The following is a 25,486-nucleotide window of genomic DNA, read 5'->3' on the forward strand; positions in this document are numbered from 1 at the left end:
TTCCGCAGATGGACTCTTCGCCTGTTGGAAGAGCCTTTGTCTGTTGGTGATCTTTTCCAGAAATTCGACTGTGAGGTTCTTGAAACCGCCTGTCCGGTCACTAAATCGACGTCGTCATTCCAACTTTTCGTTCGATCAGATGGAGGTTTCGATGAGCGACCGTTTGTTTGACAGTCCTGTTTTCGTTAAGGACGGCGAGTATTTAATCCAAGAGATTGCAAGCATCGAAGATGCTATTGATTTTCTTTATGAATTACCCAACGAACAGCGCGACGTCATATATGAGGTTACCTGGAAAACCTGTTGCGACGCACAGAATGGGCTTAAACCAATTCGCGTAGCGCGTGACGCCTTCGAAGGCTTCGCGAGAAAGCGCAATCTGCTTGAACAGCCGGAAGCGGCAATCCCATGGATGACTAGCAAAGTCTCGAGCGGCGGTAGAATTCCGATGTGAGGCGTGCCATGCACTGGTATTTTCTAATTGAGGGCACAATCCTCGTTGCGCTGCTCTGGGTCATATCAATGCTTTTCTGGGATACCAGACGAAAACAATGAACATAGACCCCGGCTCGTTCCGGGGTTTTTCTTGAGGATTTTGTCGTCAAAGGGTTGTCCGCAAAACTGGCAAGGGCCATTACCGCCTGATCTTCTCCAAGACAAAGGTAATTCACCAAATGTTAGTAAGATGGTCCGGTTTCGGAATGGTTTCGGTTTTCGTCCTGATCGCAGGGATGCTGGGAGCGACTTACCTATTGAGACCGTATTTCATGCAGAGCATGGCGCTTCATCCAGCGGCATATGTCGCAAACGGTATCGGTCTAGTTGTCGGCGCAGTCGCAAACCTCTTCGTGGCTGCAGTTTTCAAGAAGATTTCAGCGGACACGTATCACAGCTTTATGGGTATCAGCATGATTGGATGGTCTGTGATCGGCGCCATTGGTGGAGCTGCTCTCGCAGCTTACGGCTGGACACTGTGAATGCCGCGTCTCAACGATTGCATCTTTGCAAGTTTGTGAGATGATGAAGTGGTGCGGTTGAAGCCCCCGCTTCAACTACGCACAGCCTCGGCAAGCCCCCCGCCGAGGTTTTTTATTGGCAAAGAAAAAGCCGCCTTAGTGGGTGGCGCGGTGTGCCGAGTTATCGATATCGTTATTCGGGCCATTCAAACGCGGGCAATTCGGCAAGAAAGTCTCCCGAACTCGGTTGTTCGCGCTGTCCGCTCTTTACCTTTTCGAGTTCGCCAAGCGAGTAGGTCCATATCTGATCACGCCAGACGACGAACGCCTGTGCTTCAGCGGCCCATTCAGGAACAGTCGAGTTGACATAACTTGCGAGTGAGTTGCCGTCGTCATATTGCCGCTCGTTGGCCGTCCGGTCGATCATGGATTGGATCGCGGCGCGGTAGGAGTTAACAATCGCGGCTATCGCATCCGCCTGTTTCATTTCAGGCGTGATCACAAGTGATTTATTCAACGGCATGTTCTGCCTCCGTATTACGGGCTTCTGGCAGGGCAATGTTAGCCACAGTTTTGAATTTCAAATCACTTGCGCTTCATTTTTTGAGCGGCCACTTAGGTTCATAGAAACTGTTACAACCAAGGAGCCTGAAATGACTTACGAGACGCGAGAACAATTGTGCGAAGTTTTGAGCCTTATCCATGATATAGCCGCCGAAGCAGGTGTCCGACATCAGCGCCTTTGAGACAAAACTGGTTTAATTAAGAAGAGAGGATTTTTGGCTCATCATAGCTTTATCAAAGGACGCAAAGATGAGACAGAAACCCGTTCCCCAAACGTCTTCTGCGGAGAGGACGATCAAAGATATCCGTCGTGCCACGCGTAAACATTATTCGGCCGAGGATAAAATCCGTATTGTTCTGGAAGGTCTGCGCGGGGAAGACAGCATTGCTGCGATCTGCCGCCGTGAGGGGATCGCCGAGAGCCTTTATTATAGCTGGTCGAAAGAATTCCTCGAGGCAGGCAAGAAGCGTCTTGCAGGCGACACCGCCCGTTCTGCCACCAGCGACGAAGTAAAAGCGCTGCGTCGTGAAAGCCGTGACCTGAAGGAGGCGCTGGCCGACGTCACCCTGGAAAACCGCCTGCTCAAAAAAAGCATGATCGGGGATGGGGGCGACGACGAATGAGATATCCCGCCTCCGAAAAGCATGAGATCATCCGGCTTGTCGAGCAGTCGCATTTGTCAGCCAGGCAGACGCTGGAAAAGCTGGGCATTCCAAGGCCGACCTTCTATCGATGGTATGATCGCTTCCAGACCTACGGTGTCGAGGGGCTGGAAGACCGGACGTCCGCACCTTCGCGGGTGTGGAATCGTATCCCTGACGATATCCGGGATCGCATCATCGCACTGGCGCTCGATCATGCCGACCTGTCACCGCGTGAACTGGCGGTGAAGTTCACTGATACGGAAAGTTATTTTGTATCAGAGGCTTCGGTCTATCGCTTACTCAAGGCTCACGACCTGATCACGTCGCCAGCCTATATTGTCATCAAGGCCAATGACGAGTTCAAGGACAAGACCACGAGGCCGAACGAGATGTGGCAAACCGACTTCACCTACCTGAAGGTCATCGGCTGGGGATGGTTTTACCTATCGACCATCCTCGATGACTACTCCCGCTACATCATCGCCTGGAAGCTGTGCACCAGCATGAAGGTGGATGACGTCACCGATACACTCGATCTTGCATTGGCCGCCTCAGGCTGTGACAAGGTCAAGGTTGAGCACCGGCCGCGTCTGCTGTCGGACAACGGTTCGTGTTACGTCGCCTCCGATCTCGGCGAATGGCTGGAGAAATACAAGATCGACCAGGTTCACGGCGCTCCCGGCCACCCGCAGACGCAAGGGAAAATCGAACGCTGGCACCAGACGCTGAAGAACCGCATCCTGCTTGAAAACTACTTCTTCAAGGAGGACCTCGAAGCCCAGATTGCAGCCTTCGTTGAGCATTACAATCATCGCCGTTACCATGAGAGCCTCGACAATCTCACTCCCGCCGACGTCTACTTCGGACGCGGACAGACCATCCTGCTCGAACGCGAAAGGATCAAACGAGACACGATCAAAAAACGCCGCTTGAACCACCAAGCCAAAGCCGCTTAAATCAAACCCCAAACCGAGCCGGAAACTCCAATCTTCAAAAGCACAAATAGTCTCAAATCATTCGACGACGGACATTGACATAACTTGCGAGTGAGTTGCCGTCGTCATATTGCCGCTCGTTGGCCGTCCGGTCGATCATGGATTGGATCGCGGCGCGGTAGGAGTTAACAATCGCGGCTATCGCATCCGCCTGTTTCATTTCAGGCGTGATCACAAGTGATTTATTCAACGGCATGTTCTGCCTCCGTATTACGGGCTTCTGGCAGGGCAATGTTAGCCACAGTTTTGAATTTCAAATCACTTGCGCTTCATTTTTTGAGCGGCCACTTAGGTTCATAGAAACTGTTACAACCAAGGAGCCTGAAATGACTTACGAGACGCGAGAACAATTGTGCGAAGTTTTGAGCCTTATCCATGATATAGCCGCCGAAGCAGGGACACACGAAGGCATCCCTGCCAATGTTGACCAAGCTCTCGACAAGATCGCCTCATTGGCCCGATATGAGATGAACGTGATGAGCGAGAAATCACTGCCCACCAAATGAAAAAACCCCGCTCGATGGCGGGGCTGAATATTGATCGCTTATTTAGACAGATGCGCTATCCTGATGGAAACAGGAGGGCAGCAATGTATCAGATCAAGGTATTGGAACTTCTCGAAGACGGTACGTCACGGCCATATGAGTTCACCGAAATGGAAACCGCGCAAGAGTTCGTCCGACACGCCACCTTTGACCTGAAGGTCTGGATAGAAAGGTACGGAATATTCGACCGCGATGACTTCTTGAAGCTCCGGTCTATGCCGCAGGATGAAGCCATCCCGTTTTAGTTCCGCCGGCTCTCTCCAATGAAAAAGCCGCCACCCGAAGGCGACGGCTGAAGCATGCGCGGCACTCTCTCCACCCGTCACCAATTTACCGTAGGTTGCGGGCCGGTGGCCTTCCCTTGGCCCATGCACGGACTCGAACCGTGGGCTTCCGACTGCTCGTTGAGGCATTGCCTCGAATATTCAGGGCTGGGGCTTCCCCACTCCGCGCCGTAGACCGGTATGATGACCCGTTCCGCGCCCTGCTATCAGGCTTGTGACCCTCGGCATTCTGTAGAGGCGTCATTGCCTGCCGGCTATCGTTGTCCCTCGCACCCGATTTGCCGGAAACGGTATGGAGGTAAGCCGGGGCCGACCCCCAGCGCTGGAAACAGTCAGCTTTGATAAGGGAGATCAGGCAATTGCTCCCGGACGTATTTCGATGTTTCCATCCAGCATATCGACCCGCGCTGTTTTGGTGCCGACAGTAGGATTTGAACCCACAGCCTCCGGTTTACAAAACCATTGCCCTACCGTTGAGCTATATCGCCGTATTTGGCGCTGTGGGAGGATTTGCACCTCCCGGCAACCGGTTGGACATTCGGTCGCCTGCTACTTGCACCCGCATATTGGTGCCCATCCGCTATGCAGCGGGTTTCATTTTCTCATGAAGAGAAGGGATGTTCTTGGGCTTGGCGTCCGGCGCTCTCCAGTGTGTCGCGCACTTCTCGGACGATACCGTTTGTTGATGTGAGTTATCGTCGTTTTCGGACACGCTGTCTAGCTCGACTGTCAACCGAACTTGATACAATCGGTTGAGATTGTTCGCAATTACTTGGGTTAATTGATCAATTTTCCTTCTCATTTGTCGGTCATTCATCATATTTTCTAATGCAAATCGGCTAAGCTTCATGCCTTTTCGGGCTTTCACATATGCCCAGCCGTACAGAAGCTTGCGGTCTTCGGGATTGTAGGATTGCTTCAAGCTTGCTGTGGGAAACGGCCCCTGCATTATGCGAAGACGACAGGCTTTTAGAGCGCATCCCGAAAAGTGTGAAACCGTTTTCGGATGCGCGTTAGAACAAGTATTTAGAGCGTCGATCTGATCCAATCAGATCGAAACACGCACTAACGCGCTTCCCGTTGCGGAATCAAAAATGCGGCCCCGAAAGCCGCATTTTTGATACTTGTCAGATTTTAATACCAGCCGACGGCCACCTGAGCCTCTTCGGACATACGGTCTGGCGTCCATGGCGGATCGAATGTCATCGTGACTTCAACCATTGAAACGCCCTCAACTGCACTAACCGCGTTCTCGACCCAGCCTGGCATTTCACCTGCAACCGGGCAGCCAGGAGCTGTCAGCGTCATCTCGATCTTCACAGTGCGATCGTCTTCGATATCAATTTTGTAGACGAGGCCGAGTTCATAGATATCGGCCGGAATCTCCGGGTCATAAACCGTCTTCAAGGCCGCGATGATGTCGTCCGTCATGCGCAGGAGAACTTCCTGAGGAATGGCAGAAGCGGAGAATACCGAATTGCCTTCGGCCTTCTCGCTGCCCTCGACATGCGCGGTATCGGCTTTGTCCTGAACTTTCTGTTCCATATCGGTCATCCGAAAAATTTCCTTGCCTTTTCCAAGGCTTCCGCCAATGCATCCACTTCAGCACGGGTATTATACAGGGCGAAGGATGCACGGCATGTAGAGGTAACGCCGAAGCGTTTCAAGAGCGGCTGCGCGCAATGTGTTCCGGCTCGTACCGCAACCCCCGCCCGGTCGATCACCATCGATACGTCATGCGCGTGAATTCCTTCAAGCGCAAACGAAATGATGGCTCCCTTGTCCGGTGCATTGCCAAAAATACGCAATGAGTTGATCCGACCAAGCTGCTCATGAGCATAATCACGTAAATCCTCCTCATGAGCGAGGATCGCATGACGGCCGATCTTTTCCATATATTCAAGCGCAGCGCCAAGACCAATGGCTTGAACGATGGGCGGCGTACCCGCTTCGAAGCGATGAGGTGGGTGGTTGTAGGTGACGTTTTCTTCCGTCACTTCCTCAATCATTTCGCCGCCGCCTTGGAAAGGACGCATCTTCTCAAGCATTTCCGAACAACCATAGAGGACGCCGATGCCGGATGGTCCGTAAACCTTGTGGCCGGTAAAGACATACCAGTCGCAGCCGAGATCTTGCACGTCGACAGGCAGGTGCACAGCGCCCTGACTGCCATCAACCAAAACCGGAATGCCGCGTGCATGGGCTAGTTCCACGATCTTCTTGATCGGTGTAACGGTCCCGAGCGCATTCGACATATGCGTGATGGCGACGAGCTTGGTACGCTCAGTCAGACGTTTTTCAAATTCCTCGATATGGAAGATGCCTTCGTCATCCACCGGTGTGAAGACCAGTTTTGCACCCTGTCTTTCACGAATGAAATGCCACGGCACGATGTTGGAGTGATGCTCCATGATCGATAGCAGGATTTCATCACCCTCACCGATATTCGGCATGCCATAGCCATAGGCGACCGTGTTGATGGCTTCGGTCGCATTCTTCGTGAAGACAATTTCGTCCACCGAACCGGCATTCAGAAAGCGCCGTACCGTTTCGCGCGACTTTTCATAGGCATCCGTTGCCGCATTCGACAAAAAATGCAGGCCACGATGAACATTGGCATATTCGTTGGAATAAGCGTGCGTCACAGCGTCGATGACACTCTGAGGCTTTTGCGCCGATGCACCATTGTCGAGATAGATCAGTGGCTTGCCGTGTACTTCTCTCGAAAGGATCGGAAAGTCCCGGCGGATCGCCTCGACGTCATAGCGCGCTATAAGCGGATTCTTCTGGTCCATGATCGTTCCTCTTGCCGTTTCGGCAGGAAAAGGCAGAGCGTACACCTGCACACTCTGCCTTAATCAATCAGGCGTGGGTGGCGAGCCAGTTGGACAGCATTTCTTCCAGTGCCTCAACCAGCGTTTCGTCTTCCAGCTCTTCGATAATCTCGGCGATGAATGCCTTGATCAGCAGGCCACGTGCCTCGTTTTCCGGAATGCCGCGGGCCATCAGATAAAACAGATAGTCCCTCGACAATTCGGCAACCGTCGCACCGTGACCGCAGGCCACGTCATCGGCAAAGATTTCGAGTTCGGGCTTGGCATCGAACTCGCCATCATCCGAAAGCAGCAGCGTGTTGCAGGCCATGCGAGCGTCGGTCTTCTGGGCGATCTGCGCAACGCGGATCATGCCCTGGAAAACGCCACGCGCACGGTCCTTGACCACGTTGCGAATGATCTGGGTCGAACGCGTATTTTCCACCAGATGGCCAACCGTCATGGTGATATCGGTGTGCGTGTCGTCGGCCAGAAGATTAAGGCCGCGAAGCTCGAAGTCGGAGTCCTCACCCGTCACATTGACGTGCACTTCCTGACGAACCAGCTTGCCGCCCGCATTGACGATATAGAGCGTAAGCTTGGAGCCCTTGCCAATCGTTGCATTGAACTGCGAAAGCTGCGTTGCCTGACCAAAATCACGCAGGATGATCCAGAGGATTTCAGCGCCGTCGCCAACGGTTACGTGATTGACAGAGGTGGAGAAGGCATCGCTCTCGCCGCCATTCTGGCGCTCCACGATGGTGCCCTTGACGTTCGCACCGATGCGAACAGGGAAACGCGTGTGTCCCTGTCCGGCCCTCTGGATGTTCTGGAGCTCCAATGGCGCTTCCAGTTCGGTGTCATCGGCAATCGAAACCATCCAACCATCGCTGACATAGGCGGCATTGATCTGGCCGATCGTATCGTCGAAACCGCGCGACCGAAGCTGGGTGACGAGCGAACCGTCAGCCAACGCCTCGCGAACCGGGGTCAGCGACACGCCTTCAGGCGCTTTTGCGGTAAGAGCTACGCCATTGCTTGCGGCAGCGACGGACGACCCGGCAATGAGCGCAGGCAATGCTTGTGTTCCAGCAGCAGCGTCGAACGGCGCCACACCCTTCAGAAGCGTTCGGAAATCCGTATAATGCCAGCTTTCGACGCGGCGGGACGGAATGCCATTCTCCTTGAGTGTTTCAAGCGCCGCATCACGTGCAACGACAACATCACCATTGCCCGGCAGGTCACCCATGCGGTCGGCAAAACTGTCGATCAGCGCGCTTTCAGCGGGTGTTCTCGGCTTGGTAGCCGGGGCGGTCTGGATATTCATGATCCATTCCTCCTCAGGCTGCTTCGCCGATTACTTCGGCATAACCGTTTTCTTCCAGATGCAGTGCGAGGCTCTTGTCGCCGGACTTGATAACCTGCCCCTTGTAAAGCACGTGCACGCTATCGGGAACGATGTATTCGAGCAGACGCTGATAGTGGGTGATGACGATCACGGCACGATCTGGCGAACGCAGTGCGTTCACGCCTTCCGATACAATCTTCAGCGCGTCGATGTCGAGGCCGGAGTCGGTTTCGTCGAGCACGCAGAGACTTGGTTCCAGAAGCTGCATTTGAAGAATTTCAGCGCGCTTCTTTTCGCCGCCCGAAAAGCCGACATTGAGCGGACGTTTCAGCATGTTCATATCAATGCTGAGCTGGCCGGCGGCGTCCTTCACGCGCTTGATGAATTCCGGAATCTTCAGTTCCGGCTCGCCGCGCGCCTTGCGCTGACTGTTCATCGCAACCTTCAGGAATTCCATCGTAGCAACGCCCGGAATTTCCATCGGATACTGGAAAGCAAGGAAAATGCCCTTGGCGGCGCGTTCAGCCGGGTCGAGTTCGAGGATCGACTCGCCATTATAAAGAATGTCGCCTTCCGTCACTTCATAATCCTCGCGACCGGCGAGGATGTAGGAAAGCGTCGACTTGCCCGAACCGTTCGGACCCATGATCGCAGCAACTTCACCCTTGTTCACTGTGAGGTTCAGGCCACGGATGATCTCGGTATCCGTGTCGGCGATCTTTGCATGGAGGTTCTTGATCTCAAGCATGAATGTAAACCTTGTTCTAATGCCAGGAAAAGGCTGGCCAGAAAATCTGATGCGAGATGGAAGGAGCGCGTCGGTTAACCGACGCTGCCCTCAAGCGAAATGCCGATAAGCTTCTGGGCTTCGACGGCGAATTCCATCGGCAGTTCCTGAATGACTTCCTTCACGAAGCCATTGACGATGAGAGCAATTGCCTCCTCCTCCGGAATGCCGCGCTGCATCACATAGAACAGCTGATCTTCCGAAATCTTGGAGGTGGTTGCCTCGTGTTCGAACTGCGCCGTCGCGTTTTTCGCCTCGATATACGGCACCGTATGCGCGCCGCAATCGTTGCCGATCAGGAGCGAGTCGCACTGGGTGAAGTTACGGGCATTTTCGGCCTTGCGATGGGCAGAAACCTGTCCGCGATAGGTGTTGTTCGACTTGCCAGCCGAGATCCCCTTGGAGATGATGCGGCTCGACGTGTTCTTGCCGAGGTGCAGCATCTTGGTGCCCGAGTCGATCTGCTGATAACCGTTCGACACAGCAATCGAGTAGAACTCACCGCGTGAATTGTCGCCGCGCAGAATGCAGGACGGGTATTTCCAGGTGATGGCGGAGCCGGTTTCAACCTGTGTCCAGGAGATCTTGGAATTGTCGCCACGGCAATCGCCACGCTTGGTGACGAAGTTGTAGATACCGCCCTTGCCGCTGCTGTCGCCCGGATACCAGTTCTGGACCGTCGAGTATTTGATTTCGGCGTTTTCGAGCGCAATCAGCTCAACGACAGCCGCGTGCAGCTGATTTTCATCGCGCTGCGGTGCGGTGCAACCTTCCAGATAGGAAACATACGCGCCTTCATCAGCGATGATGAGCGTACGTTCGAACTGGCCGGTGTTCTTTTCGTTGATGCGGAAATAGGTCGAAAGCTCCATTGGGCAACGAACGCCCTTTGGAACATAGACAAACGAACCATCGGTGAAGACAGCCGAATTCAGCGTCGCGTAATAGTTGTCCGAAACAGGAACCACTGAAGCCAGATACTTCTGCACCAGTTCAGGATGTTCGCGGATCGCTTCCGAAATCGAACAGAAGATTACACCAGCTTTGGCAAGTTCTTCCTTGAAGGTCGTAACCACCGACACACTGTCGAACACGGCATCAACGGCAACGCGGCCGGACGCATAGACATTGTCGGAAGGATTTCCATCGATTTCGCTCGGCTCACCCTGCTTGCGGACGCCAGCAAGGATTTCCTGCTCGCGCAACGGAATGCCAAGCTTTTCGTATGTCTTCAGCAACTCCGGATCGACTTCATCAAGCGATTTCGGGCCGGACTGGTTTTTCGGCGCTGCATAATAATAGGCGTCCTGAAAATCGATCTTCGGATAATCGACGCGCGCCCATGTCGGCTCTTCCATGGTGAGCCAGCGTTCATAGGCTTTCAGACGCCATTCCAGCATCCATTCCGGCTCGTTCTTCTTGGCGGAAATGAAGCGAATGATATCTTCGTTGAGGCCCTTGGGAGCCTTCTCGGCTTCGATCATCGTCTCGAAGCCATACTTGTACTGGTCCACGTCAAGGCCGCGGACCTGATCAATGGTCTCCTGCACTGCAGGCATTGGCGTTCTCCATCCTCGTCGGGGTCAAGGCCCGACAGTTGCAAACGTCAAGGTGATATGTCTTGAACAATACCGCCTCAATATAGTGTGCGTGGCCCTTCTTTAAAACCTCTCTAAACTGAATTTCAAGCACCGGGTTCAAATTTGCCCTTAAAAATGCCGATTAAAACGATCAACTTAATGAAACAGCCCGGTGAAACGGCAATTGCAGGCGGCACATCCCGGCTTTGGTGCCTTGATTTCTTTTAAAAAATTGGAATTTCCGGACGAGCGATCAGAATCATACCTGCCCCTTGCCGTGTACATGTAGGAACATAGATAGCTAAAGGAAAGGGAGACCATGATGAGCACCCAAAATCTGCAGGACTATGTAAAATTTCTCGAACAGCAGGTGAATGATGAGGGCCGCACCATCGAGCAGCTGAAATTTTTTCAGGACGCCCACAACAAGTTCAATATTTCAAATGCCAGCGCTTCCGACGATATCGCAGCAGATATCGCCAAACGGGAAGAATTCAAAACGCGCTACGAGGGCTATATCGCTGCTGCAAAGCAGAAGCCCGGCCTCGATTTTTGAATTACAATCACACCTTCTTGGCGCGGCGCTCGATAATTTTGCGGAACACATTGAGAAACGCGTCGACTTGATCGGGCGTTGCTGTTGGCTCAAGCGACACGCGGATCGCTCCGAGACTGTCCCCATGTCCCATGGCTGACAGCACATGGCTGGGACCGACTTTTCCAGATGAGCAGGCCGAGCCTGCCGAGAGAGCAATTCCGCCGAGATCAAAGGCGATCTGCACGGTTTCCGCCTTTTGCTCCTCAAGGGAAAAGAACGTCGTATTGGGCAATCTGCCAACCGACTTTCCGTATATCACCGCATCCGGGGCTATGGCTTCAAGTCCGGCTTCCAACTTGTCCCGCATCGCCGGGGACCAGCCATCATCGTCCAGTCGCGCTTTGGCAATATCAGCCGCAGCACCGAAACCTGCAATCAGCGGCAGAGCCTCAGTTCCTGCTCTATGCCCCTTCTCCTGACCACCACCGCGAACAAGCGCGCGCGGCATCATGAGATCGGAAATAGCGATAATTGCACCGACACCTTTGGGCCCACCAATCTTGTGTGAGGAGATTATGAGGTAATCTCCACAATTATCTGAAATATCTAACTTAATGCGCCCTGCGGCCTGGACAGCATCGATGATATAAATGCCGCCTGCTGCCTTCACGATAGCGGCAATTTCCGCAATCGGCTGGATGATGCCGGTTTCATTATTGGCAGCCTGGATCGCCACGAGCGGCAGCCCCTGGCTTTTATCGTGACCGGCGAGAGCTGTTTTCAGGTCATCAAGTTTTATGATGCCATTTACGTCAACCGGCAAAACGGTGACATCCTGCACTGCAAACTGCCCCCCGGACAGCATGCAAGGGTGTTCCGTATCACTCACGTAAAGATGTGACAGGCGGACCGGTGAACGCCCCATCATGTAATTGGGTGTTAGCAGCGTCGATGCGGCTTCCGTTGCTCCAGATGTAAAGAAAACGTGGTCTGGCCTGGCATTGACGAGCGCTGCCACGCTGCGCCGTGCTGCTTCAACGAGGGCGCGCGCGGCGCGGCCCTCACGATGCACGGAGGATGGATTGCCAGGAATGCCAAGAGCATAGATGACTGCATCCCGTGCTTCATCAAGCAACGGAGCACTGGCATTATAATCCAGATAGAGCCTCTTGCCGCTCCCGCTCACCGTACCTATCTCCTAAACAAAATTCTGGAAGCGCAATTTTCTTGAATTTTCAATCAAGAAAAGCCTATTAAGCCCCCATAGGAACTGAAACTCGCTTTCAGTCTGTCGAAATTTCAAACCGGTTCTAGAAGCGGCGTCCAACAACGTCAAGTTTCGTCGCCCCAGTCCGGTCTTCCCGTTACGAGCGGAGTACACATGCCAGAAGTTATTTTCAACGGCCCTGCCGGACGCCTCGAAGGTCGCTATCAGCCTTCCAAAGAAAAGAATGCTCCGATCGCGCTTATCCTTCATCCCCATCCGCAGTTCGGCGGAACGATGAACAACAAGATCGTTTATGATCTTTTCTACATGTTCCAGCAGCGCGGCTTTACCACGCTGCGCTTCAATTTCCGCGGCATAGGCCGCAGCCAAGGTGAATTCGACCATGGCGCAGGTGAATTATCGGATGCTGCAAGTGCGCTCGACTGGGTGCAGGCGCTTCACCCTGACTCCAAGACGTGCTGGGTCGCCGGCTATTCGTTCGGTTCATGGATCGGGATGCAGTTGCTGATGCGTCGCCCGGAAATCGAAGGCTTCATTTCCGTTGCGCCGCAGCCGAACACCTACGATTTCTCCTTCTTGGCACCCTGCCCTTCGTCCGGTCTCATCATCCATGGCGATCAGGACAAGGTTGCTCCGCCGAAGGACGTGCAGGCTCTGGTGGACAAGCTGAAGACCCAGAAGGGTATCACAATCACCCAGACCACGATCCCCGGCGCGAACCACTTCTTCGCCGGACAGGGCGACGAACTCATTGAGGATTGCGCCGAATATCTTGATCGCCGTCTGGCTGGCGAACTGGTTGAAGCGCGTCCGAAGCGCCTGCGTTAAGCCTTTACAAGAATTTCGCAAGTCGTTTTCCAGATTTGCAGCGTCTCATCCGGCGGGCCTCCCGCCGGATTTTTCATGCGATGCTATCATCGCAATCCAATGATTCGTTTTCTTCAATCGATCTCATGAGCGTGACATGCCGGTTTATGCCATCCTCGCTATTGCCATCGTGTCCGAGGTCATCGGAACGCTCAGCCTCAAAGCATCAGAAGGTTTCACACGACTGGGGCCGTCCCTGATCGTTGTCGTCGCTTACGGTCTCGCCTTTTACTTTCTCTCCATGACACTGAAGAGCATCCCTGTCGGAATCGCCTATGCGGTCTGGTCCGGGATCGGGGTCACGCTCGTTGCGCTGATCGGCTGGCTGGTGTTCGGCCAGAAGCTTGATCTTGCCGCAGTGCTTGGCATGGGATTGATTATTGCCGGTGTCATTGTGCTCAATCTGTTTTCAAACACCGCACAACACTGAGACTAACCAACGCCGGCTGCTTCCAATCGATGAAGCCAAATTACTGGTTCGCAACCCTCCAATTCGGGAGTTTCCTTGTTATTGGCGGTTGATTGGTGCTAAAGGCGGACTTATCACAGGGATGTAAGCAACCGCTTGCGACCAGTTTCAACTTCGCCTTATCAGTCAGGGAAAAGGAATGTCCGGTTTCAAATCCGATTTTCTTCGCACGCTTTCCGAGCGTGGCTTCATTCATCAGATTTCCGATGAAAGTGGCCTCGACGAATTGTTGGCCAAGGAAACCGTGACGGCCTATATCGGCTTCGATCCTACGGCTCCGAGCCTTCACGCAGGCGGCCTGATCCAGATCATGATGCTGCACTGGCTCCAGCAGACCGGGCACAAGCCAGTTGCGCTGATGGGCGGTGGCACGGGCATGGTCGGCGATCCGTCCTTCAAGGACGAAGCCCGCAAGCTGATGACCGAAGATACGATTGCCGAAAACATTGCCGGTATCAAGCGTGTCTTCGCCAACTACCTCACCTTCGGTGACGGCGCGACCGATGCCCTCATGGTCAATAATGCCGACTGGTTGCGCAACATCAACTATCTGGAATTCCTGCGCGATGTAGGCCGTCATTTCTCGGTCAACCGTATGCTTTCGTTCGATTCGGTGAAGACGCGCCTCGATCGTGAGCAGTCGCTGTCATTCCTCGAATTCAATTACATGATCCTGCAGGCCTACGATTTCGTGGAACTGAGCAAGCTTTACGATCTGCGACTGCAGATGGGAGGCTCGGATCAGTGGGGCAACATCATCAACGGTATTGATCTCGGTCACCGTATGGGAACCCCGCAGCTTTATGCCCTCACCTCGCCGCTGCTGACGACAGCATCCGGCCAGAAGATGGGCAAGTCGCTTGGCGGTGCTATCTGGCTGAATGCGGATATGCTGAGCGCCTATGATTTCTGGCAGTACTGGCGCAACACGGAAGATGCCGATGTCGAGCGGTTCCTGAAGCTTTACACGACGCTTCCGCTGGACGAAGTCGCCAAGCTGGCCGCACTTGAAGGTGTCGAAATCAACGAAGCGAAGAAAATTCTCGCGACGGAAGTAACGGCTATGCTTCATGGTCGTGATGCAGCTGAGGAAGCCGCAGAAACGGCTCGCAAGACCTTTGAGGATGGCGAATTGTCGGAAAATCTGCCGACAATCGGCGTTCACAAGGCAACGCTGAACAGCGGCATCGGTGTGCTGGCATTGATGGTTCTGGCCGAACTTTGCACCACCAATGGCGAAGCCCGCCGTCATGTCGAAGGTGGCGCCGTGCGCATCAATGACGAACCCGTCAGCGATCCTCGTATGACCATCGATGCAACTGCGTTGAACGATCAGGGCGTCATCAAGCTGTCGCTGGGCAAGAAGCGCCACGTGCTGATCCGTCCTGCATAAGCTGGACGATAATTGAACAAACAAAGCCGGGCCTTGCGCCCGGCTTTTTTGTATCAAAATTCGAAGATTGAGCGGAATATGCCCGGCGCGATAACGGAGATTGGGTTGACGATTACCTGCGGCTGCTTGGCACTACCCGCAAGCTTGTAGGTAATTCCGATCAAGCCGCGATCACGCCCATTGCCGAGCAACGCACCGACGATGGGCAGTTCACCAAACAGCCGGTTAACGCCATATGCAGGCATGAATGTGCCGGTGATCGACATATTGCCCTGCTTGTCATAAAGCGTTCCCTGGAAGGTCGTGCCGACAGTCGGCCCGCGCACCACGCCCTTGGACAGGTTCAGATAGCCATTGCCCTTTTCAATCAGCGAAAAGCCCCGCTCGATATCAACGCGCGAAACGTCGATATCGCGCTTTACAGCCTGACTGAGACTTGTTCCGCCGTTCGATGGCGAACTGGAAACGATTTTCGCAAGACGCGGTTCGTTGATGATCGCAAAGTTACGGGCATCGATCTGGCCGCGTAACGGGCCGTTGCCCTGTGCCGCGAGACCAACCGTGATCTTGCCGCCGCGCATCTTATCGTAGAAATCGAAGAAGCGAAGAACCGCCCCCGCATCATTGGACTGCAACGAAATAGAGCGCGCATCGCCCTGATCGTTGTTCGTGGCCACAAAGGATTCACCGGACGACGTAACGGCATTGACCGAAACGCCCGAAACTTTGCTGCCCGCGCTTTCATAGGAAACAGCGACATTGCGCAGCGTTTCACTGTTAAAGCCGCTAACTTCATCAATCTGGGCACTCACCACCACGCGGGGATTGTTGGATTTACCTCCGGCACCGCCCTTCTCGCCAAGATCGGAAACCTGCTTGATCAGCGCTCGTGCATCGAACTGCGAACCACGCACATTGACCCGATAGCCGCCTCCACTTTTGGTCGCCTTGACTGCAAGATTATCGTTTCGGTTCAGACGTATCTCGCTGAAGTTCGCCGACTGGAAATCACCCTTTGCTATGGAAAGATCACCCTTCGCGCCAAAGGCGTCACCTGAAAAGACAAGATTACTGATGTCCATCTTGCTCTTGTCGTCCGCGCTCTGGGCCAGGTCGAACGTCGCTTTTGCCGGAATGCCTGCGCCCTTGCGCCAGCCGAGCCAGGGGAGATCGATCTGTGTTTTACCAAGATCGGCTGACACGTGGCGCTTGCCGCCATTCTCCATGCCGAGATCAACCGACATGGGACCGGAGAAGATGGAATTAAGACCTGGAAAGACCGCGTTGCGGGTTTTGTCGTCGATATCCAGCTTGACCTTCTGCTCGCGTTTGACCGGTCCGGAACGGTCTACCGGTTCGACCATACTGACCCTCGCAGGAACGCCATCCAGCTTCGCATCGGCAGTAATAATGGCGGCCGACTGATCCACCTTGATGCTGCCTGTCGCATCGCTGACGGACGATCCCGCTACCGGCTTTGAAATGTCCAGACCGGTGAAGCCGATATCAGCGTTCCAGCGAAGTGTGCCGGGCGGCGGGTCTTTGGAAACGGCAAAGTTCACCTTTACGCGCGATTTCACATCGCCCGTCACATCGCCCGGCAGAAACGGCACATTTTTCAGAACATCGATGGGCTTGTTTCCGGCAATTTCAGCAATAGCCGATGCCTCACCGGAGACACCCAGATCCAGTTCTGCAATCACGGGACGTTGCGGTCCCCAAGGAATTATCAGCGTACCGTCGGAAACGTCGACCTTACGATTGTTTGGCGTATAGGCCACGCCATCCAGAAGCTTGATGGTCGTATAGGCTCCACGGACCGATATTTCGCCATCGGCATCCCGCACAGGCGGCAGTTCACCAACGACATCGAAGCGCGTATCGAAAACCTTGAAATCGGCCTTGATTTCATCACCCGTTAACGGTGGAGGCAGACCCGGACCGTTGAAACGGCCACCTGCGAGCGAAATATCGATGCGGCTGTCCTTGAGGGTTCCGCCGAAAAGGTTCTTCAACACCCATTCGCGTGCACCGTCGGCAACATCGATCGGCCATAGATGCTTGGCATCAGCAACCGGCATTTTGGGAATGCGCAGCATGAAAATCATTTCCGGCGAACCGGCGCCGAATCCCATGCTTCCTTGACCGAACAACTCCCCGGTTTCCGTCTGCACATCAAGATTGGCAAACTGGATGCGTTGCTGATCCGCAAGGAAACGCCCGGCTATCCGCGTTGCGAAAGACAGTGGCGGATCGGTCGATTCCGCAGGCATACTTGTCGCCGATGTCGTCAGAACCTCGAATCGATATGTCGGTCCGCCAGTGTTGTTTTCGGTGTCCGGTTCCGGACCAAACGCACCGTTGAACTGTGCCTGCAATCCACCAAGTTGCAGCCGGGAAGACTTGATCTCGATCTTACGACTTCCCACCGTGTGTTCGAGATTGAGACGAATGCCACCCCGCACATCCTCCACTTTGCCGAGTTGCATATCTATGCCGTCAACGGCCAATTCAGTCGCGAGACGTTCGGGCTTGTCACCATCGGCAGCCGATCCCATCAGCGACAAGCGGGCTGATGCTTCCAGCTCAAAATGGGCTGGATTGACGCGATTGCCGTTTATGACAGGAGCGACTTCGGGTGGGGAACCCAATGCAACAGGAATATCGCGGATATTCAGTTCAAAGCCGGCAAGACTGTTATCACCTGCATGACGGTCGATCTTGCCGTCCAACGCAATTTTCTTGCCTTTCCAGATGACGCTACCGATAATTCCTATCTTCCCGCCATTTTCGACGAGGCGGGCTTGCTCGATGTCCAGAACCTGCTGCTCATCGCCGACCTTGAAAGCAATGGTACTGTTGAAAATACCGATGACATGCGTGTCCTGCGCGCGCAAAAGCTCCAGACTGCGACGCATGGCAGCGAAAAGCTCACCCGAAACCGCATCAAAATCGAGAATACCGTGTTCGTCGTAGGGCAAAGATTTCCAGAATCCCGGCCCTTTCGTTTCCGGCATTTCAAAGGAAACGCCGTCCACTTCAAGCTGGGCCACGCGCACCTTACCCGTCAAAAGAGGCAGTGGTGCCAGCCCCAGGCGCACGGATTTGATTCCGCTGATTTCAACGCCCTGCTTCGGATCGGCGATCGACACATCACGAGCTTCCAGCGCCACATGGCTATCCTGATCCAGCGACAGCGCCGCACTTCCGATGGAAGCGGATGCACCTTCACCGAGAATATGCGTCAGGCTTTTCTGTGCTTCATCTCGCAGAAGATTGCTGTCAACACCGCTGCGAAGGATGACAAAACCGGCACCAACGACAAGAACCAGAAGAATACAAATCGACAAAATCGCGTGGGAACAGCGCGATAGAAATGAACGGCTCGAACGTGCCGGGCCAAGCAAAAAGCCGTCCTCGCCATCGGCGGCGAGACGCTCGATTCTTTTCATCTCCCGCTTGCTAAAGCGGATCTTCTGCGGTTTCTCTGTCAACAACCCAGCCAGAAAAAGAGTGTCATTCCACACGACCCTTTAGAACTTGCTTCATTAAGTGATCGTAATTGCCTGTTTTATAATTACTTTCTACCTGTACCGCGCGCTTGAAGCGGCAGCCTTGCGCCTCTCAACTAGCATCGCAATGATGCCAGCATCAATGGTTGCACAAGCCCTGCCTGAATGCGATAGCTCAGACTGTAACAGGTGGTTTCCATCCTAATCCATAAAAGAAAGGCGCAGATATGGCTCATCCCCAAGTTGGCGATCCGGCACCGGATTTCACTCTGCCTTCGGATAACGGCGAAATCTCCCTTTCGTCTCTCAAAGGCAAGCCGGTCGTTATCTACTTTTACCCGAAAGACGATACTTCTGGCTGCACCAAGGAAGCGATTTCCTTCTCGCAACTGAAACCGGAGTTCGACAAAATCGGCGTTCGCATCATCGGCCTTTCTCCAGACAGCGCGACAAAACATGCGAAATTCCGCAAGAAGCACGACTTGACCGTCGATCTCGCTGCCGATGAAGATCGTGTAGTGCTCGAAACCTATGGCGTTTGGGTCGAGAAGAGCATGTATGGCCGCAAATATATGGGCGTGGAACGCACGACATTCCTGATCGATGCAGAAGGGCGCATTGCTCATATCTGGAACAAGGTCAAAGTCGACGGCCACGCTGAGGCAGTTCTGGAAGCTGCCCGCGCCCTTTGAACGATGACAAACAAGCCTTCATACGAGCAAACGCTGCGCGGCAATGCCATCCGCGCCATATCTGCCTGTGATCTGAACGAAAAAGTCAGTTTGACACGAGAGACCGCTCATCGCTGGTTCGGACGTACGCTTTCGGTGCGTAGCCCGCTTGATCCACCGTTGCCAGACCGTCCGGGACGCCCGGCCAAGCCGGAGCTTGTGCCGCCGCGCATGATGAAGAAGCGCTCGCTCCACACGGAACATGGGCGCATTGCGCTGATGCACGCGCTCGCCCATATCGAACTGAACGCCATCGATCTTGCACTCGACATCATTGCCCGGTTTGCCGCTAAACCCATACCGCGCAGTTTCTTCGATGGTTGGATGAAAGTCGCCGACGATGAAGCCCGCCATTTCACACTGTTGCGCGACCGTCTCAAGTCGCTCGGCGCAGACTATGGCGACATGCCTGCTCATGACGGGCTTTGGCAATCAGCGCACCAGACCCGCAACGATCTGGAGGCTCGTCTCGCTGTCGTGCCGCTTATACTTGAAGCCCGTGGGCTGGATGTCACGCCGTCGCTGCTCGAGAAGATGATCGAGACCGGCGACCGTGAGACCGCAGCAATTCTTGATGTCATCTACAATGACGAGAAAACCCATGTCGCTGTTGGCGCTAAATGGTTCCGTTTCTTCTGCGCCCGAAACAAAATCGATCCGGCAGCGAGATTTCGCGAACTGGTTCGCGCCAACTTCCGTGGCGAGCTCAAGCCACCCTTCAATGAGTTGGCGCGCGCCGAGGCTGGACTGACACCGTCCTTCTACCGCTCCTTGTCGCCGATCTCCATCTAGCCGTTTCAAAACTCTTCGGTAAAAACAAACCTCATCGTATGGCCCGCGCAAGCCTCGAATGTAAAGGTCTGTTAACCCTAATAAGTTGTAATCAAGCAAGGGAATCGAGAAGGGGCATGCGGCTGGCATGACTGGGAAGCAGGCGAAAACATCGACGAAAAAGGTGTTCGGAGAGCGCAAGGAGCCGCCCGTCCTGATTATTGCGCGTGGCGAAAAGATCAGCCATTTCACATTTCGTCCATGGATGGTCACTCTTGGAGGCGCTGCATTTCTGGCGCTTTCGGTGGGGTATCTTGGAGCAACAGCCTATCTGGTGCTTCGCGACGACCTGATGAGCGCCGGTATCGCACGCCATGCCCGTAACCAGCAGCTATATGAAGATCGCATTTCAGCCCTTCGTACGGAGGTTGACCGCATTACCAGCCGGCAGATGCTCGATCAGCAGGTGATGGAGAACAAGGTTGCCGAACTGATGCAACGCCAGCAAACGCTGAGTGCACGCGACGGGAAACTTGCACCTCTGCTGGAACGAGCTTCGCAATTGCAGCCGATGCCGGATATGCCGACGGAAAGCGCGCCGGACTTGGAACAGCATAGTCAGCTTATTCCCGATGAAGCGCTGGCGGGACGCGATTTTCCGGGTGTTGATCCAATCATTACCGGGCCTGTTCCTGGAAAATCTCCCGCAGGAAGGCCTGACCGCCGCGCCGACGCTGGTTCCATCGGGCTGCGTCTTTCGGGCGGCCTTTCGGGTGAATCGACACTTGAGACTTCCGACAAGATATTGGCCACCATCACCCAGAACCTTCATCGCATCGAAAGCGAGCAGAATGGCAAGGTGCGCGTTTTGGCTGACGCCGCCTATGAAAAGGCCGACAGCATTCTCGACACTTTGAACGCCGCCGGGCTGCGTATCGAAACGCCTCCCAACGCGGCTGTGGCCATGGGCGGACCGCTTATCCCGGTTTCGTCGCCCGGTATGGTCATCAATGATTTCGACATGCAATTGCGCAATCTCGACAGTGCGCTTGATCGGCTTGATCAGGTGCGCAAACGGGTAAACGCCCTGCCCCTTGCCAACCCGGCTCCGGGCAAGCCGGTTACGAGCCTGTTCGGCGTGCGCCGCGACCCATTCCTAGGTACGGCTGCCTTTCACTCCGGTATCGACTTTCGCGCGGCCTACGGCCAGTCGGTGAGGTCCACCGCAGCGGGTAAGGTCGTGAAAGCTGGTCGTTTCGGCGGATATGGCAACATGGTCGAAATCGATCACGGTAATGGATTCTCGACGCGGTTCGCCCATCTGAGCCGTGTGCTTGTACGCGACGGTCAACAGGTTGCCGCCGGAGCCATTGTCGGCGAGGCCGGAAGTTCGGGACGCTCGACCGGCAATCACCTGCACTATGAAGTCCGCGAAAACGGACGTGCGGTCAATCCGGTCAATTTCCTGAAAGCGGGTAAACAGATAGAGCCTTTGCTTTAAGTTCCTGAAACGGGAAAACCCGGCTGGAAGCCGGGTTTCATTCTTGGTGTCACACGTATCTGCGAATGATCAGTCGATATCGTCGATCATTTCGCCGCCACCCTGAATACGGTGGGCAAGTGCGGCTTCCATGAACGGCGTAACGGAGCCATCCAGCACTTCCTGCGGGTTGGTGCTTTCGACGCCGGTGCGCAAATCCTTGACGAGCTGATAAGGCTGCAGGACGTAGGAGCGAATCTGATGTCCCCAACCGATATCGGTCTTGGTGGCATTCGCCGCGTCCGTCGCCGCTTCGCGCTTTTTCAGTTCCTCTTCATAGAGGCGAGCGCGCAGCATCGACCATGCCTTTTCGCGGTTCTTATGCTGCGAGCGTTCCGCCTGACACTGCACCACAATCCCGGTTGCAATATGCGTGATACGCACTGCCGAATCGGTAGTGTTGACGTGCTGGCCACCGGCACCTGAAGCTCGGTAAGTATCGATGCGAACATCTGCTTCCGTCACCTGCACATCGATATTGTCGTCGATGACGGGATAGACCCAGATACTGGCAAAGGACGTATGACGGCGGGCGTTAGAATCGTAGGGCGAAATTCGCACCAGACGATGGACGCCCGATTCGGTCTTCATCATGCCATATGAGTTGTGCCCTTTGACGAGAATGGTCGCAGACTTGATGCCCGCTTCTTCGCCGTCATGCACTTCCATCACTTCGACCTTGCGGCCGCTACGTTCCGCCCAGCGCGTATACATGCGCAGGAGCATCGACGCCCAGTCTTGGCTTTCCGTACCACCTGCACCGGCATGCACTTCGACATAGGTGTCGTTCGCATCGGCTTCGCCCGACAGGAGCATATCGATCTGGCGACGGTCGATCTCTTCCTTCAGTTCGCGGATAGTTTTTTCCGCGTCCTGAATGATCGACTTGTCGTCTTCTTCTTCGCCCATGGCGATAAGTTCGATGCTGTCGTTCAGCGTCTGTGTCAGATGGTTGATGCCATTGATACTGTCTTCCAGCTGCTGGCGCTCGCGCATCAGCTTCTGGGCTTCCTGGGCATCATTCCAAAGTGTGGGATCTTCGGCTCTCTGGTTGAGATAGCCGAGACGTTTTATCGCCTGATCCCAGTCAAAGATGCCTCCTCAGCAGGCTTATGGCCTGCTGGATTTCGTCAACCAGCGTCTCGATTTCCGCGCGCATGGGCAAATCGTTCCTTCAATATTATTCTATTTAATTGAGAAGCTGAGCCGGTCGTTGAGAGGCCCAGACTTTCAGGCATGGACAGACAGTCCAAGCGCCGCGGACCATAGTGAGCACGCGGCGCGGTGTAAAGGGCAAAGCCCTGCTTTCCCGGTCAGTAAAGTCCGCCGGAACCCGAGTTGATCGCACGTGTTGCCTGAGGCGACTGCGGCGCAACCGGAGAACCTTCGCGGAAGGAATCCATACCAATAACCGAATAGCTGTCCGATGGACCCGTACCCGGCTTGAAAGCTTCCATGATGACGTTCGGATCGCCGGGATTTGCACGCATGCCGGTCTTGCGGTTGATCGCGATAACCGTCATGCCTTCCGGCACGCGGAAATCCACCTTCGGCGTACCAACCAGAGCCTGCTCCATGAAGGACTTGAACACAGGCGCTGCCAGACCACCACCGGTATTGCCGCGACCGAGCGGCGTCGGCGTATCGTATCCCATGAAGACACCGACCACGAGATCGGGGGTAAAGCCGACGAACCAGGCGTCCTTCTCATCGTTGGTCGTGCCGGTCTTACCGGCCATTGGACGGTCGAGGCTCTTCAAAATCTGCGCTGTACCGCGCTGAACGACGCCTTCCATCATCGAGGTGATCTGGTAGGCGGTCATAGGATCGAGCACCTGATCGCGATTGTCGATCAGCGTCGGCTCGTCCTGATTTGCCCAATCCTGCGCATTACAGCCCTCACACTGGCGGGCATCGTGTTTGAACACAGTCTTGCCGTAGCGATCCTGAATGCGGTCTATCATCGACGGGGTTATGCTCTGGCCGCCATTCGCCATGATGGAATATGCCGTAACCATACGCAGAACAGTGGTTTCGCCAGCGCCAAGCGCCATTGAAAGAACCGGCAGCATCTTGTCGTAGATACCGAAGCGTTCGGCATATTCAGCCACAAGCTTCATGCCCATGTCCTGCGCGAGACGCACAGTCATAACGTTACGCGATTGTTCGATACCGTAGCGCAGCGTAGAAGGGCCGGAGAACTTGCCCGAATAATTCTTCGGTGCCCAGACGCCCAAGGTGCCGCCCTGATTGACCTCCAGCGGACCATCGAGGACCACGGAAGCAGGCGTATAGCCATTATCGAGAGCCGCAGCGTAGACAAACGGCTTGAACGACGAGCCGGGCTGACGATAGGCCTGCGTTGCCCGGTTGAATTCCGATTCCGCATAGGAGAAACCGCCAACCATGGCCAGAACACGGCCTGTATGCGGGTCCATGGCAACCAATGCGCCTTCGAGCTTCGGCGGCTGCTGCAGACGGAAACGGGATTCGCCAGTCTTGGAGACGTAAACTATGTCACCAGCCTTCAGCACGCCTTCCGGCGATTTCGCACTGGTACGCTTGCCTCCGATATTCACGACGCGCATCGCCCACTTCATATCGTCGGCAGCGATGAATGCGCGCTTGCGTTCCTTGCTACGCGAGCCCGATGCCTCTAACGGCGGCTGCAGACCGATATCTGCGCCCGCGGCGGAAACGTTGAGCACGATAGCTAGCTGCCATTCCGGCACGTCCGCGTAGGATTGCATATCACCAAATGCCGTACCCCAGTCATTACCGAGTTCAACATTTTTCATCGGGCCACGCCAGCCGCGCGCCTCATCATAACGGAGCAGCGCCGCCTGCAAGGACTTGCGAGCTTCAACCTGCAGCGTCGGATTTAGCGTAGTGCGAACCGAAAGGCCGCCCTCGTAAAGTGCATCGACGCCGTATTTCTGGATGATCTGGCGGCGCACTTCCTCTGTGAAATATTCAGATGCAAACACATAATGGGCGTCCGAACGTTCCTTTACACCGAGCGGCTGCTTCTTGGCTTCCGTTGCTTCCTCGGTGGTGATGTAGCCATTTTCGCTCATCCGGTCGATCACCCAGTTGCGGCGCTCGATGGCGCGCTCAGGCTGACGGAAAGGATGATAATTGTTCGGGCCTTTCGGCAGGGCTGCGAGATATGCGCTCTCTGCGATGGACAGTTCACCGACCGACTTATCGAAATAGGTCAACGCCGCGCTGGCAATACCGTAGGAACCAAGACCGAAGAAGATTTCGTTTAGATAGAGCTCGAGAATACGGTCCTTCGAGTAGGCCTGCTCGATGCGCATCGCCAGAATGGCTTCCTTGATCTTGCGATCATAGGTCTGCTTCGACGTCAGAAGGAAGTTCTTCGCGACCTGCTGTGTGATCGTGGATGCACCAACTGGACGACGACCGGAGCCCATATTCTTGACGTTTGTTATCATGGCGCGAGCGAGACCCGCGAAATCGAGACCATGATGTTCGTAGAAGGTCTTGTCTTCAGCCGAAACGAAAGCCGCTTTCACGCGGTTCGGCACGGCCTGTATCGGCAGATACATACGGCGTTCCCGCGCGAATTCCGCCATCAGGCTACCATCCGAGGCGTGAACGCGCGTCATTACGGGCGGCTCGTATTTTGCGAGCACCTCGTAATCTGGCAAATCCTTCGTGAGACTTCCGACGTAAAGGGCGACGCCACCTGCCACGAGGAGCATCAGCACCGTTCCGATCCCGAAGAAATATCCGATAAGCCTTACCATAAATGCGGAATCCTGCCTTCAGATTATTCATATGATAAGGGTCAAAGCACAAACAGCCAACCCTTTAACCCAATTATGCCATATGGCAACCACTGGCTTAGTGACCAGCAAATGAGTCAAAGGCAAGATGGTTTACGTGTTTTTACC

23 protein-coding genes and 1 tRNA gene are annotated in these 25,486 nt (G+C 54.7%); 12 read left to right on the plus strand and 12 right to left on the minus strand.

From position 1 onward, the window contains the following. Positions 1 to 151: 151 nt before the first annotated feature. Together MKS82_RS04140 and MKS82_RS04145 are read left to right on the plus strand one after the other, a co-directional pair. Positions 152 to 454, plus strand: a complete 303-nt coding sequence (locus MKS82_RS04140) for a DUF982 domain-containing protein (RefSeq protein WP_109989914.1) — start codon at positions 152 to 154, stop codon at positions 452 to 454. Positions 455 to 674: 220 nt separating this feature from the next. After that, positions 675 to 977 carry a hypothetical protein gene (locus tag MKS82_RS04145; RefSeq protein WP_235969159.1) on the plus strand — a complete coding sequence of 101 codons (303 nt, stop codon included), beginning with the start codon at positions 675 to 677 and terminating at the stop codon, positions 975 to 977. A 172-nt stretch (positions 978 to 1,149) separates the two neighbouring features. Here the strand turns inward: MKS82_RS04145 and MKS82_RS04150 are convergent, their stop codons facing one another. Further along, entirely contained in the window at positions 1,150 to 1,479 is a 330-nt protein-coding gene (locus tag MKS82_RS04150) for a hypothetical protein (protein ID WP_109989912.1), read from the minus strand. Positions 1,480 to 1,769: 290 nt separating this feature from the next. Between MKS82_RS04150 and MKS82_RS04155 the strand changes: the two genes are divergently transcribed. Next, positions 1,770 to 3,121, plus strand: a protein-coding gene (locus tag MKS82_RS04155) for an IS3 family transposase (RefSeq protein ID WP_151616775.1) whose coding sequence is annotated in 2 segments (ribosomal slippage) — positions 1,770 to 2,106 and positions 2,106 to 3,121 — 1,353 coding nt in all. Because the reading frame shifts where the segments join, the coding sequence is not laid out codon by codon here. A 52-nt stretch (positions 3,122 to 3,173) separates the two neighbouring features. On the opposite strand, the gene MKS82_RS04160 is transcribed toward MKS82_RS04155, so the two are convergent. Then, a complete protein-coding gene (locus tag MKS82_RS04160) occupies positions 3,174 to 3,356 on the minus strand; it encodes a hypothetical protein (RefSeq protein ID WP_240578373.1) in 183 nt (60 codons plus the stop codon). A 130-nt stretch (positions 3,357 to 3,486) separates the two neighbouring features. On the opposite strand from MKS82_RS04160, the gene MKS82_RS04165 reads away from it, so the two are divergent. Then, positions 3,487 to 3,666, plus strand: coding sequence for a hypothetical protein (locus tag MKS82_RS04165; RefSeq protein ID WP_176038500.1), 180 nt, complete (start codon positions 3,487 to 3,489; stop codon positions 3,664 to 3,666). An 83-nt stretch (positions 3,667 to 3,749) separates the two neighbouring features. After that, complete coding sequence (locus MKS82_RS04170; RefSeq protein ID WP_146206480.1) at positions 3,750 to 3,950, plus strand: hypothetical protein; 201 nt, start codon at positions 3,750 to 3,752, stop codon at positions 3,948 to 3,950. Positions 3,951 to 4,402: 452 nt separating this feature from the next. Here MKS82_RS04170 and MKS82_RS04175 read toward each other — a convergent pair. From MKS82_RS04175 to sufB, 6 genes are all read right to left on the minus strand, one after another. After that, positions 4,403 to 4,477 (minus strand) — tRNA-Thr (locus MKS82_RS04175). A gap of 646 nt (positions 4,478 to 5,123) precedes the next feature. Continuing rightward, positions 5,124 to 5,543: an SUF system Fe-S cluster assembly protein gene (locus MKS82_RS04180; protein WP_109987705.1), complete on the minus strand. Its 420-nt coding sequence runs from the start codon at positions 5,541 to 5,543 to the stop codon at positions 5,124 to 5,126. Further along, positions 5,540 to 6,784, minus strand: coding sequence for a cysteine desulfurase (locus tag MKS82_RS04185; protein WP_109987704.1), 1,245 nt, complete (start codon positions 6,782 to 6,784; stop codon positions 5,540 to 5,542). The genes MKS82_RS04180 and MKS82_RS04185 overlap by 4 nt, the downstream gene beginning before the upstream one ends. 67 nt (positions 6,785 to 6,851) lie before the next feature. Continuing rightward, a complete protein-coding gene (sufD, locus tag MKS82_RS04190) occupies positions 6,852 to 8,129 on the minus strand; it encodes a Fe-S cluster assembly protein SufD (RefSeq protein ID WP_109987703.1) in 1,278 nt (425 codons plus the stop codon). A gap of 13 nt (positions 8,130 to 8,142) precedes the next feature. Continuing rightward, entirely contained in the window at positions 8,143 to 8,898 is a 756-nt protein-coding gene (sufC, locus tag MKS82_RS04195) for a Fe-S cluster assembly ATPase SufC (RefSeq protein ID WP_109987702.1), read from the minus strand. A 74-nt stretch (positions 8,899 to 8,972) separates the two neighbouring features. Beyond that, the gene (sufB, locus tag MKS82_RS04200; RefSeq protein ID WP_176038501.1) at positions 8,973 to 10,496 is read right to left on the minus strand and encodes a Fe-S cluster assembly protein SufB; all 1,524 of its coding nucleotides are present in this window, start codon (positions 10,494 to 10,496) and stop codon (positions 8,973 to 8,975) included. A gap of 340 nt (positions 10,497 to 10,836) precedes the next feature. Here sufB and MKS82_RS04205 point away from each other — a divergent pair, with 340 nt between their 5' ends. Then, positions 10,837 to 11,073 (plus strand): hypothetical protein, encoded by a 237-nt coding sequence (locus MKS82_RS04205; protein WP_240578374.1) that lies wholly within the window; start codon positions 10,837 to 10,839, stop codon positions 11,071 to 11,073. Between the two features lie 7 nt (positions 11,074 to 11,080). Here MKS82_RS04205 and MKS82_RS04210 read toward each other — a convergent pair whose 3' ends face one another. Beyond that, positions 11,081 to 12,241 carry a cysteine desulfurase family protein gene (locus MKS82_RS04210; protein WP_109987700.1) on the minus strand — a complete coding sequence of 387 codons (1,161 nt, stop codon included), beginning with the start codon at positions 12,239 to 12,241 and terminating at the stop codon, positions 11,081 to 11,083. Between the two features lie 195 nt (positions 12,242 to 12,436). On the opposite strand from MKS82_RS04210, the gene MKS82_RS04215 reads away from it, so the two are divergent. The 3 genes from MKS82_RS04215 (at position 12,437) to tyrS (ending at position 15,012) form a co-directional block, all read left to right on the plus strand. Further along, positions 12,437 to 13,111 (plus strand): alpha/beta hydrolase, encoded by a 675-nt coding sequence (locus MKS82_RS04215; RefSeq protein WP_061346388.1) that lies wholly within the window; start codon positions 12,437 to 12,439, stop codon positions 13,109 to 13,111. 136 nt (positions 13,112 to 13,247) lie between these two features. Then, positions 13,248 to 13,580, plus strand: coding sequence for a DMT family transporter (locus tag MKS82_RS04220; RefSeq protein WP_010661279.1), 333 nt, complete (start codon positions 13,248 to 13,250; stop codon positions 13,578 to 13,580). A gap of 178 nt (positions 13,581 to 13,758) precedes the next feature. Continuing rightward, a complete protein-coding gene (gene tyrS, locus MKS82_RS04225) occupies positions 13,759 to 15,012 on the plus strand; it encodes a tyrosine--tRNA ligase (RefSeq protein WP_109987699.1) in 1,254 nt (417 codons plus the stop codon). Between the two features lie 53 nt (positions 15,013 to 15,065). On the opposite strand, the gene MKS82_RS04230 is transcribed toward tyrS, so the two are convergent. Continuing rightward, on the minus strand, positions 15,066 to 18,464 hold the full coding sequence (locus MKS82_RS04230; RefSeq protein WP_240578375.1) for an AsmA family protein: 3,399 nt from the start codon (positions 18,462 to 18,464) through the stop codon (positions 15,066 to 15,068). 287 nt (positions 18,465 to 18,751) lie between these two features. On the opposite strand from MKS82_RS04230, the gene bcp reads away from it, so the two are divergent. The 3 genes from bcp to MKS82_RS04245 all read left to right on the plus strand — a co-directional run bounded on the left by bcp (position 18,752) and on the right by MKS82_RS04245 (position 21,527). Further along, the gene (gene bcp / locus MKS82_RS04235; protein WP_109987697.1) at positions 18,752 to 19,216 is read left to right on the plus strand and encodes a thioredoxin-dependent thiol peroxidase; all 465 of its coding nucleotides are present in this window, start codon (positions 18,752 to 18,754) and stop codon (positions 19,214 to 19,216) included. Positions 19,217 to 19,219: 3 nt separating this feature from the next. Next, on the plus strand, positions 19,220 to 20,047 hold the full coding sequence (locus MKS82_RS04240; protein ID WP_109987696.1) for a ferritin-like domain-containing protein: 828 nt from the start codon (positions 19,220 to 19,222) through the stop codon (positions 20,045 to 20,047). A gap of 127 nt (positions 20,048 to 20,174) precedes the next feature. After that, on the plus strand, positions 20,175 to 21,527 hold the full coding sequence (locus MKS82_RS04245) for a M23 family metallopeptidase (protein ID WP_109987695.1): 1,353 nt from the start codon (positions 20,175 to 20,177) through the stop codon (positions 21,525 to 21,527). Between the two features lie 69 nt (positions 21,528 to 21,596). Here the strand turns inward: MKS82_RS04245 and prfB are convergent. Together prfB and MKS82_RS04255 are read right to left on the minus strand one after the other, a co-directional pair. Continuing rightward, positions 21,597 to 22,725 (minus strand): peptide chain release factor 2 gene (gene prfB, locus MKS82_RS04250; RefSeq protein WP_109987694.1). Its coding sequence is split into 2 segments (ribosomal slippage): positions 21,597 to 22,655 and positions 22,657 to 22,725, totalling 1,128 coding nucleotides; the frame shifts between segments, so codons are not numbered across the junction. Positions 22,726 to 22,879: 154 nt separating this feature from the next. Beyond that, positions 22,880 to 25,339: a penicillin-binding protein 1A gene (locus MKS82_RS04255; RefSeq protein ID WP_109987693.1), complete on the minus strand. Its 2,460-nt coding sequence runs from the start codon at positions 25,337 to 25,339 to the stop codon at positions 22,880 to 22,882. Positions 25,340 to 25,486 lie beyond the last annotated feature (147 nt).

It is taken from the genome of Ochrobactrum sp. A-1, from assembly GCF_022488005.1.
GTDB lineage: Bacteria > Pseudomonadota > Alphaproteobacteria > Rhizobiales > Rhizobiaceae > Brucella.

Coding starts and splice junctions, on each gene's coding strand:
- MKS82_RS04205 (WP_240578374.1), top strand. CDS start 10,837: ATGATGAGCACCCAAAATCTGCAGGACTATGTAAAATTTCTCGAACAG.
- MKS82_RS04145 (WP_235969159.1), top strand. CDS start 675: ATGTTAGTAAGATGGTCCGGTTTCGGAATGGTTTCGGTTTTCGTCCTG.
- MKS82_RS04245 (WP_109987695.1), top strand. CDS start 20,175: ATGACTGGGAAGCAGGCGAAAACATCGACGAAAAAGGTGTTCGGAGAG.
- tyrS (WP_109987699.1), top strand. CDS start 13,759: ATGTCCGGTTTCAAATCCGATTTTCTTCGCACGCTTTCCGAGCGTGGC.
- sufC (WP_109987702.1), bottom strand. CDS start 8,898: ATGCTTGAGATCAAGAACCTCCATGCAAAGATCGCCGACACGGATACC.
- sufB (WP_176038501.1), bottom strand. CDS start 10,496: ATGCCTGCAGTGCAGGAGACCATTGATCAGGTCCGCGGCCTTGACGTG.
- MKS82_RS04215 (WP_061346388.1), top strand. CDS start 12,437: ATGCCAGAAGTTATTTTCAACGGCCCTGCCGGACGCCTCGAAGGTCGC.
- MKS82_RS04185 (WP_109987704.1), bottom strand. CDS start 6,784: ATGGACCAGAAGAATCCGCTTATAGCGCGCTATGACGTCGAGGCGATC.
- sufD (WP_109987703.1), bottom strand. CDS start 8,129: ATGAATATCCAGACCGCCCCGGCTACCAAGCCGAGAACACCCGCTGAA.
- MKS82_RS04140 (WP_109989914.1), top strand. CDS start 152: ATGAGCGACCGTTTGTTTGACAGTCCTGTTTTCGTTAAGGACGGCGAG.
- bcp (WP_109987697.1), top strand. CDS start 18,752: ATGGCTCATCCCCAAGTTGGCGATCCGGCACCGGATTTCACTCTGCCT.
- MKS82_RS04150 (WP_109989912.1), bottom strand. CDS start 1,479: ATGCCGTTGAATAAATCACTTGTGATCACGCCTGAAATGAAACAGGCG.
- MKS82_RS04180 (WP_109987705.1), bottom strand. CDS start 5,543: ATGACCGATATGGAACAGAAAGTTCAGGACAAAGCCGATACCGCGCAT.
- MKS82_RS04165 (WP_176038500.1), top strand. CDS start 3,487: ATGACTTACGAGACGCGAGAACAATTGTGCGAAGTTTTGAGCCTTATC.
- MKS82_RS04240 (WP_109987696.1), top strand. CDS start 19,220: ATGACAAACAAGCCTTCATACGAGCAAACGCTGCGCGGCAATGCCATC.
- MKS82_RS04220 (WP_010661279.1), top strand. CDS start 13,248: ATGCCGGTTTATGCCATCCTCGCTATTGCCATCGTGTCCGAGGTCATC.
- MKS82_RS04170 (WP_146206480.1), top strand. CDS start 3,750: ATGTATCAGATCAAGGTATTGGAACTTCTCGAAGACGGTACGTCACGG.
- MKS82_RS04230 (WP_240578375.1), bottom strand. CDS start 18,464: ATGAAAAGAATCGAGCGTCTCGCCGCCGATGGCGAGGACGGCTTTTTG.
- MKS82_RS04160 (WP_240578373.1), bottom strand. CDS start 3,356: ATGCCGTTGAATAAATCACTTGTGATCACGCCTGAAATGAAACAGGCG.
- MKS82_RS04255 (WP_109987693.1), bottom strand. CDS start 25,339: ATGGTAAGGCTTATCGGATATTTCTTCGGGATCGGAACGGTGCTGATG.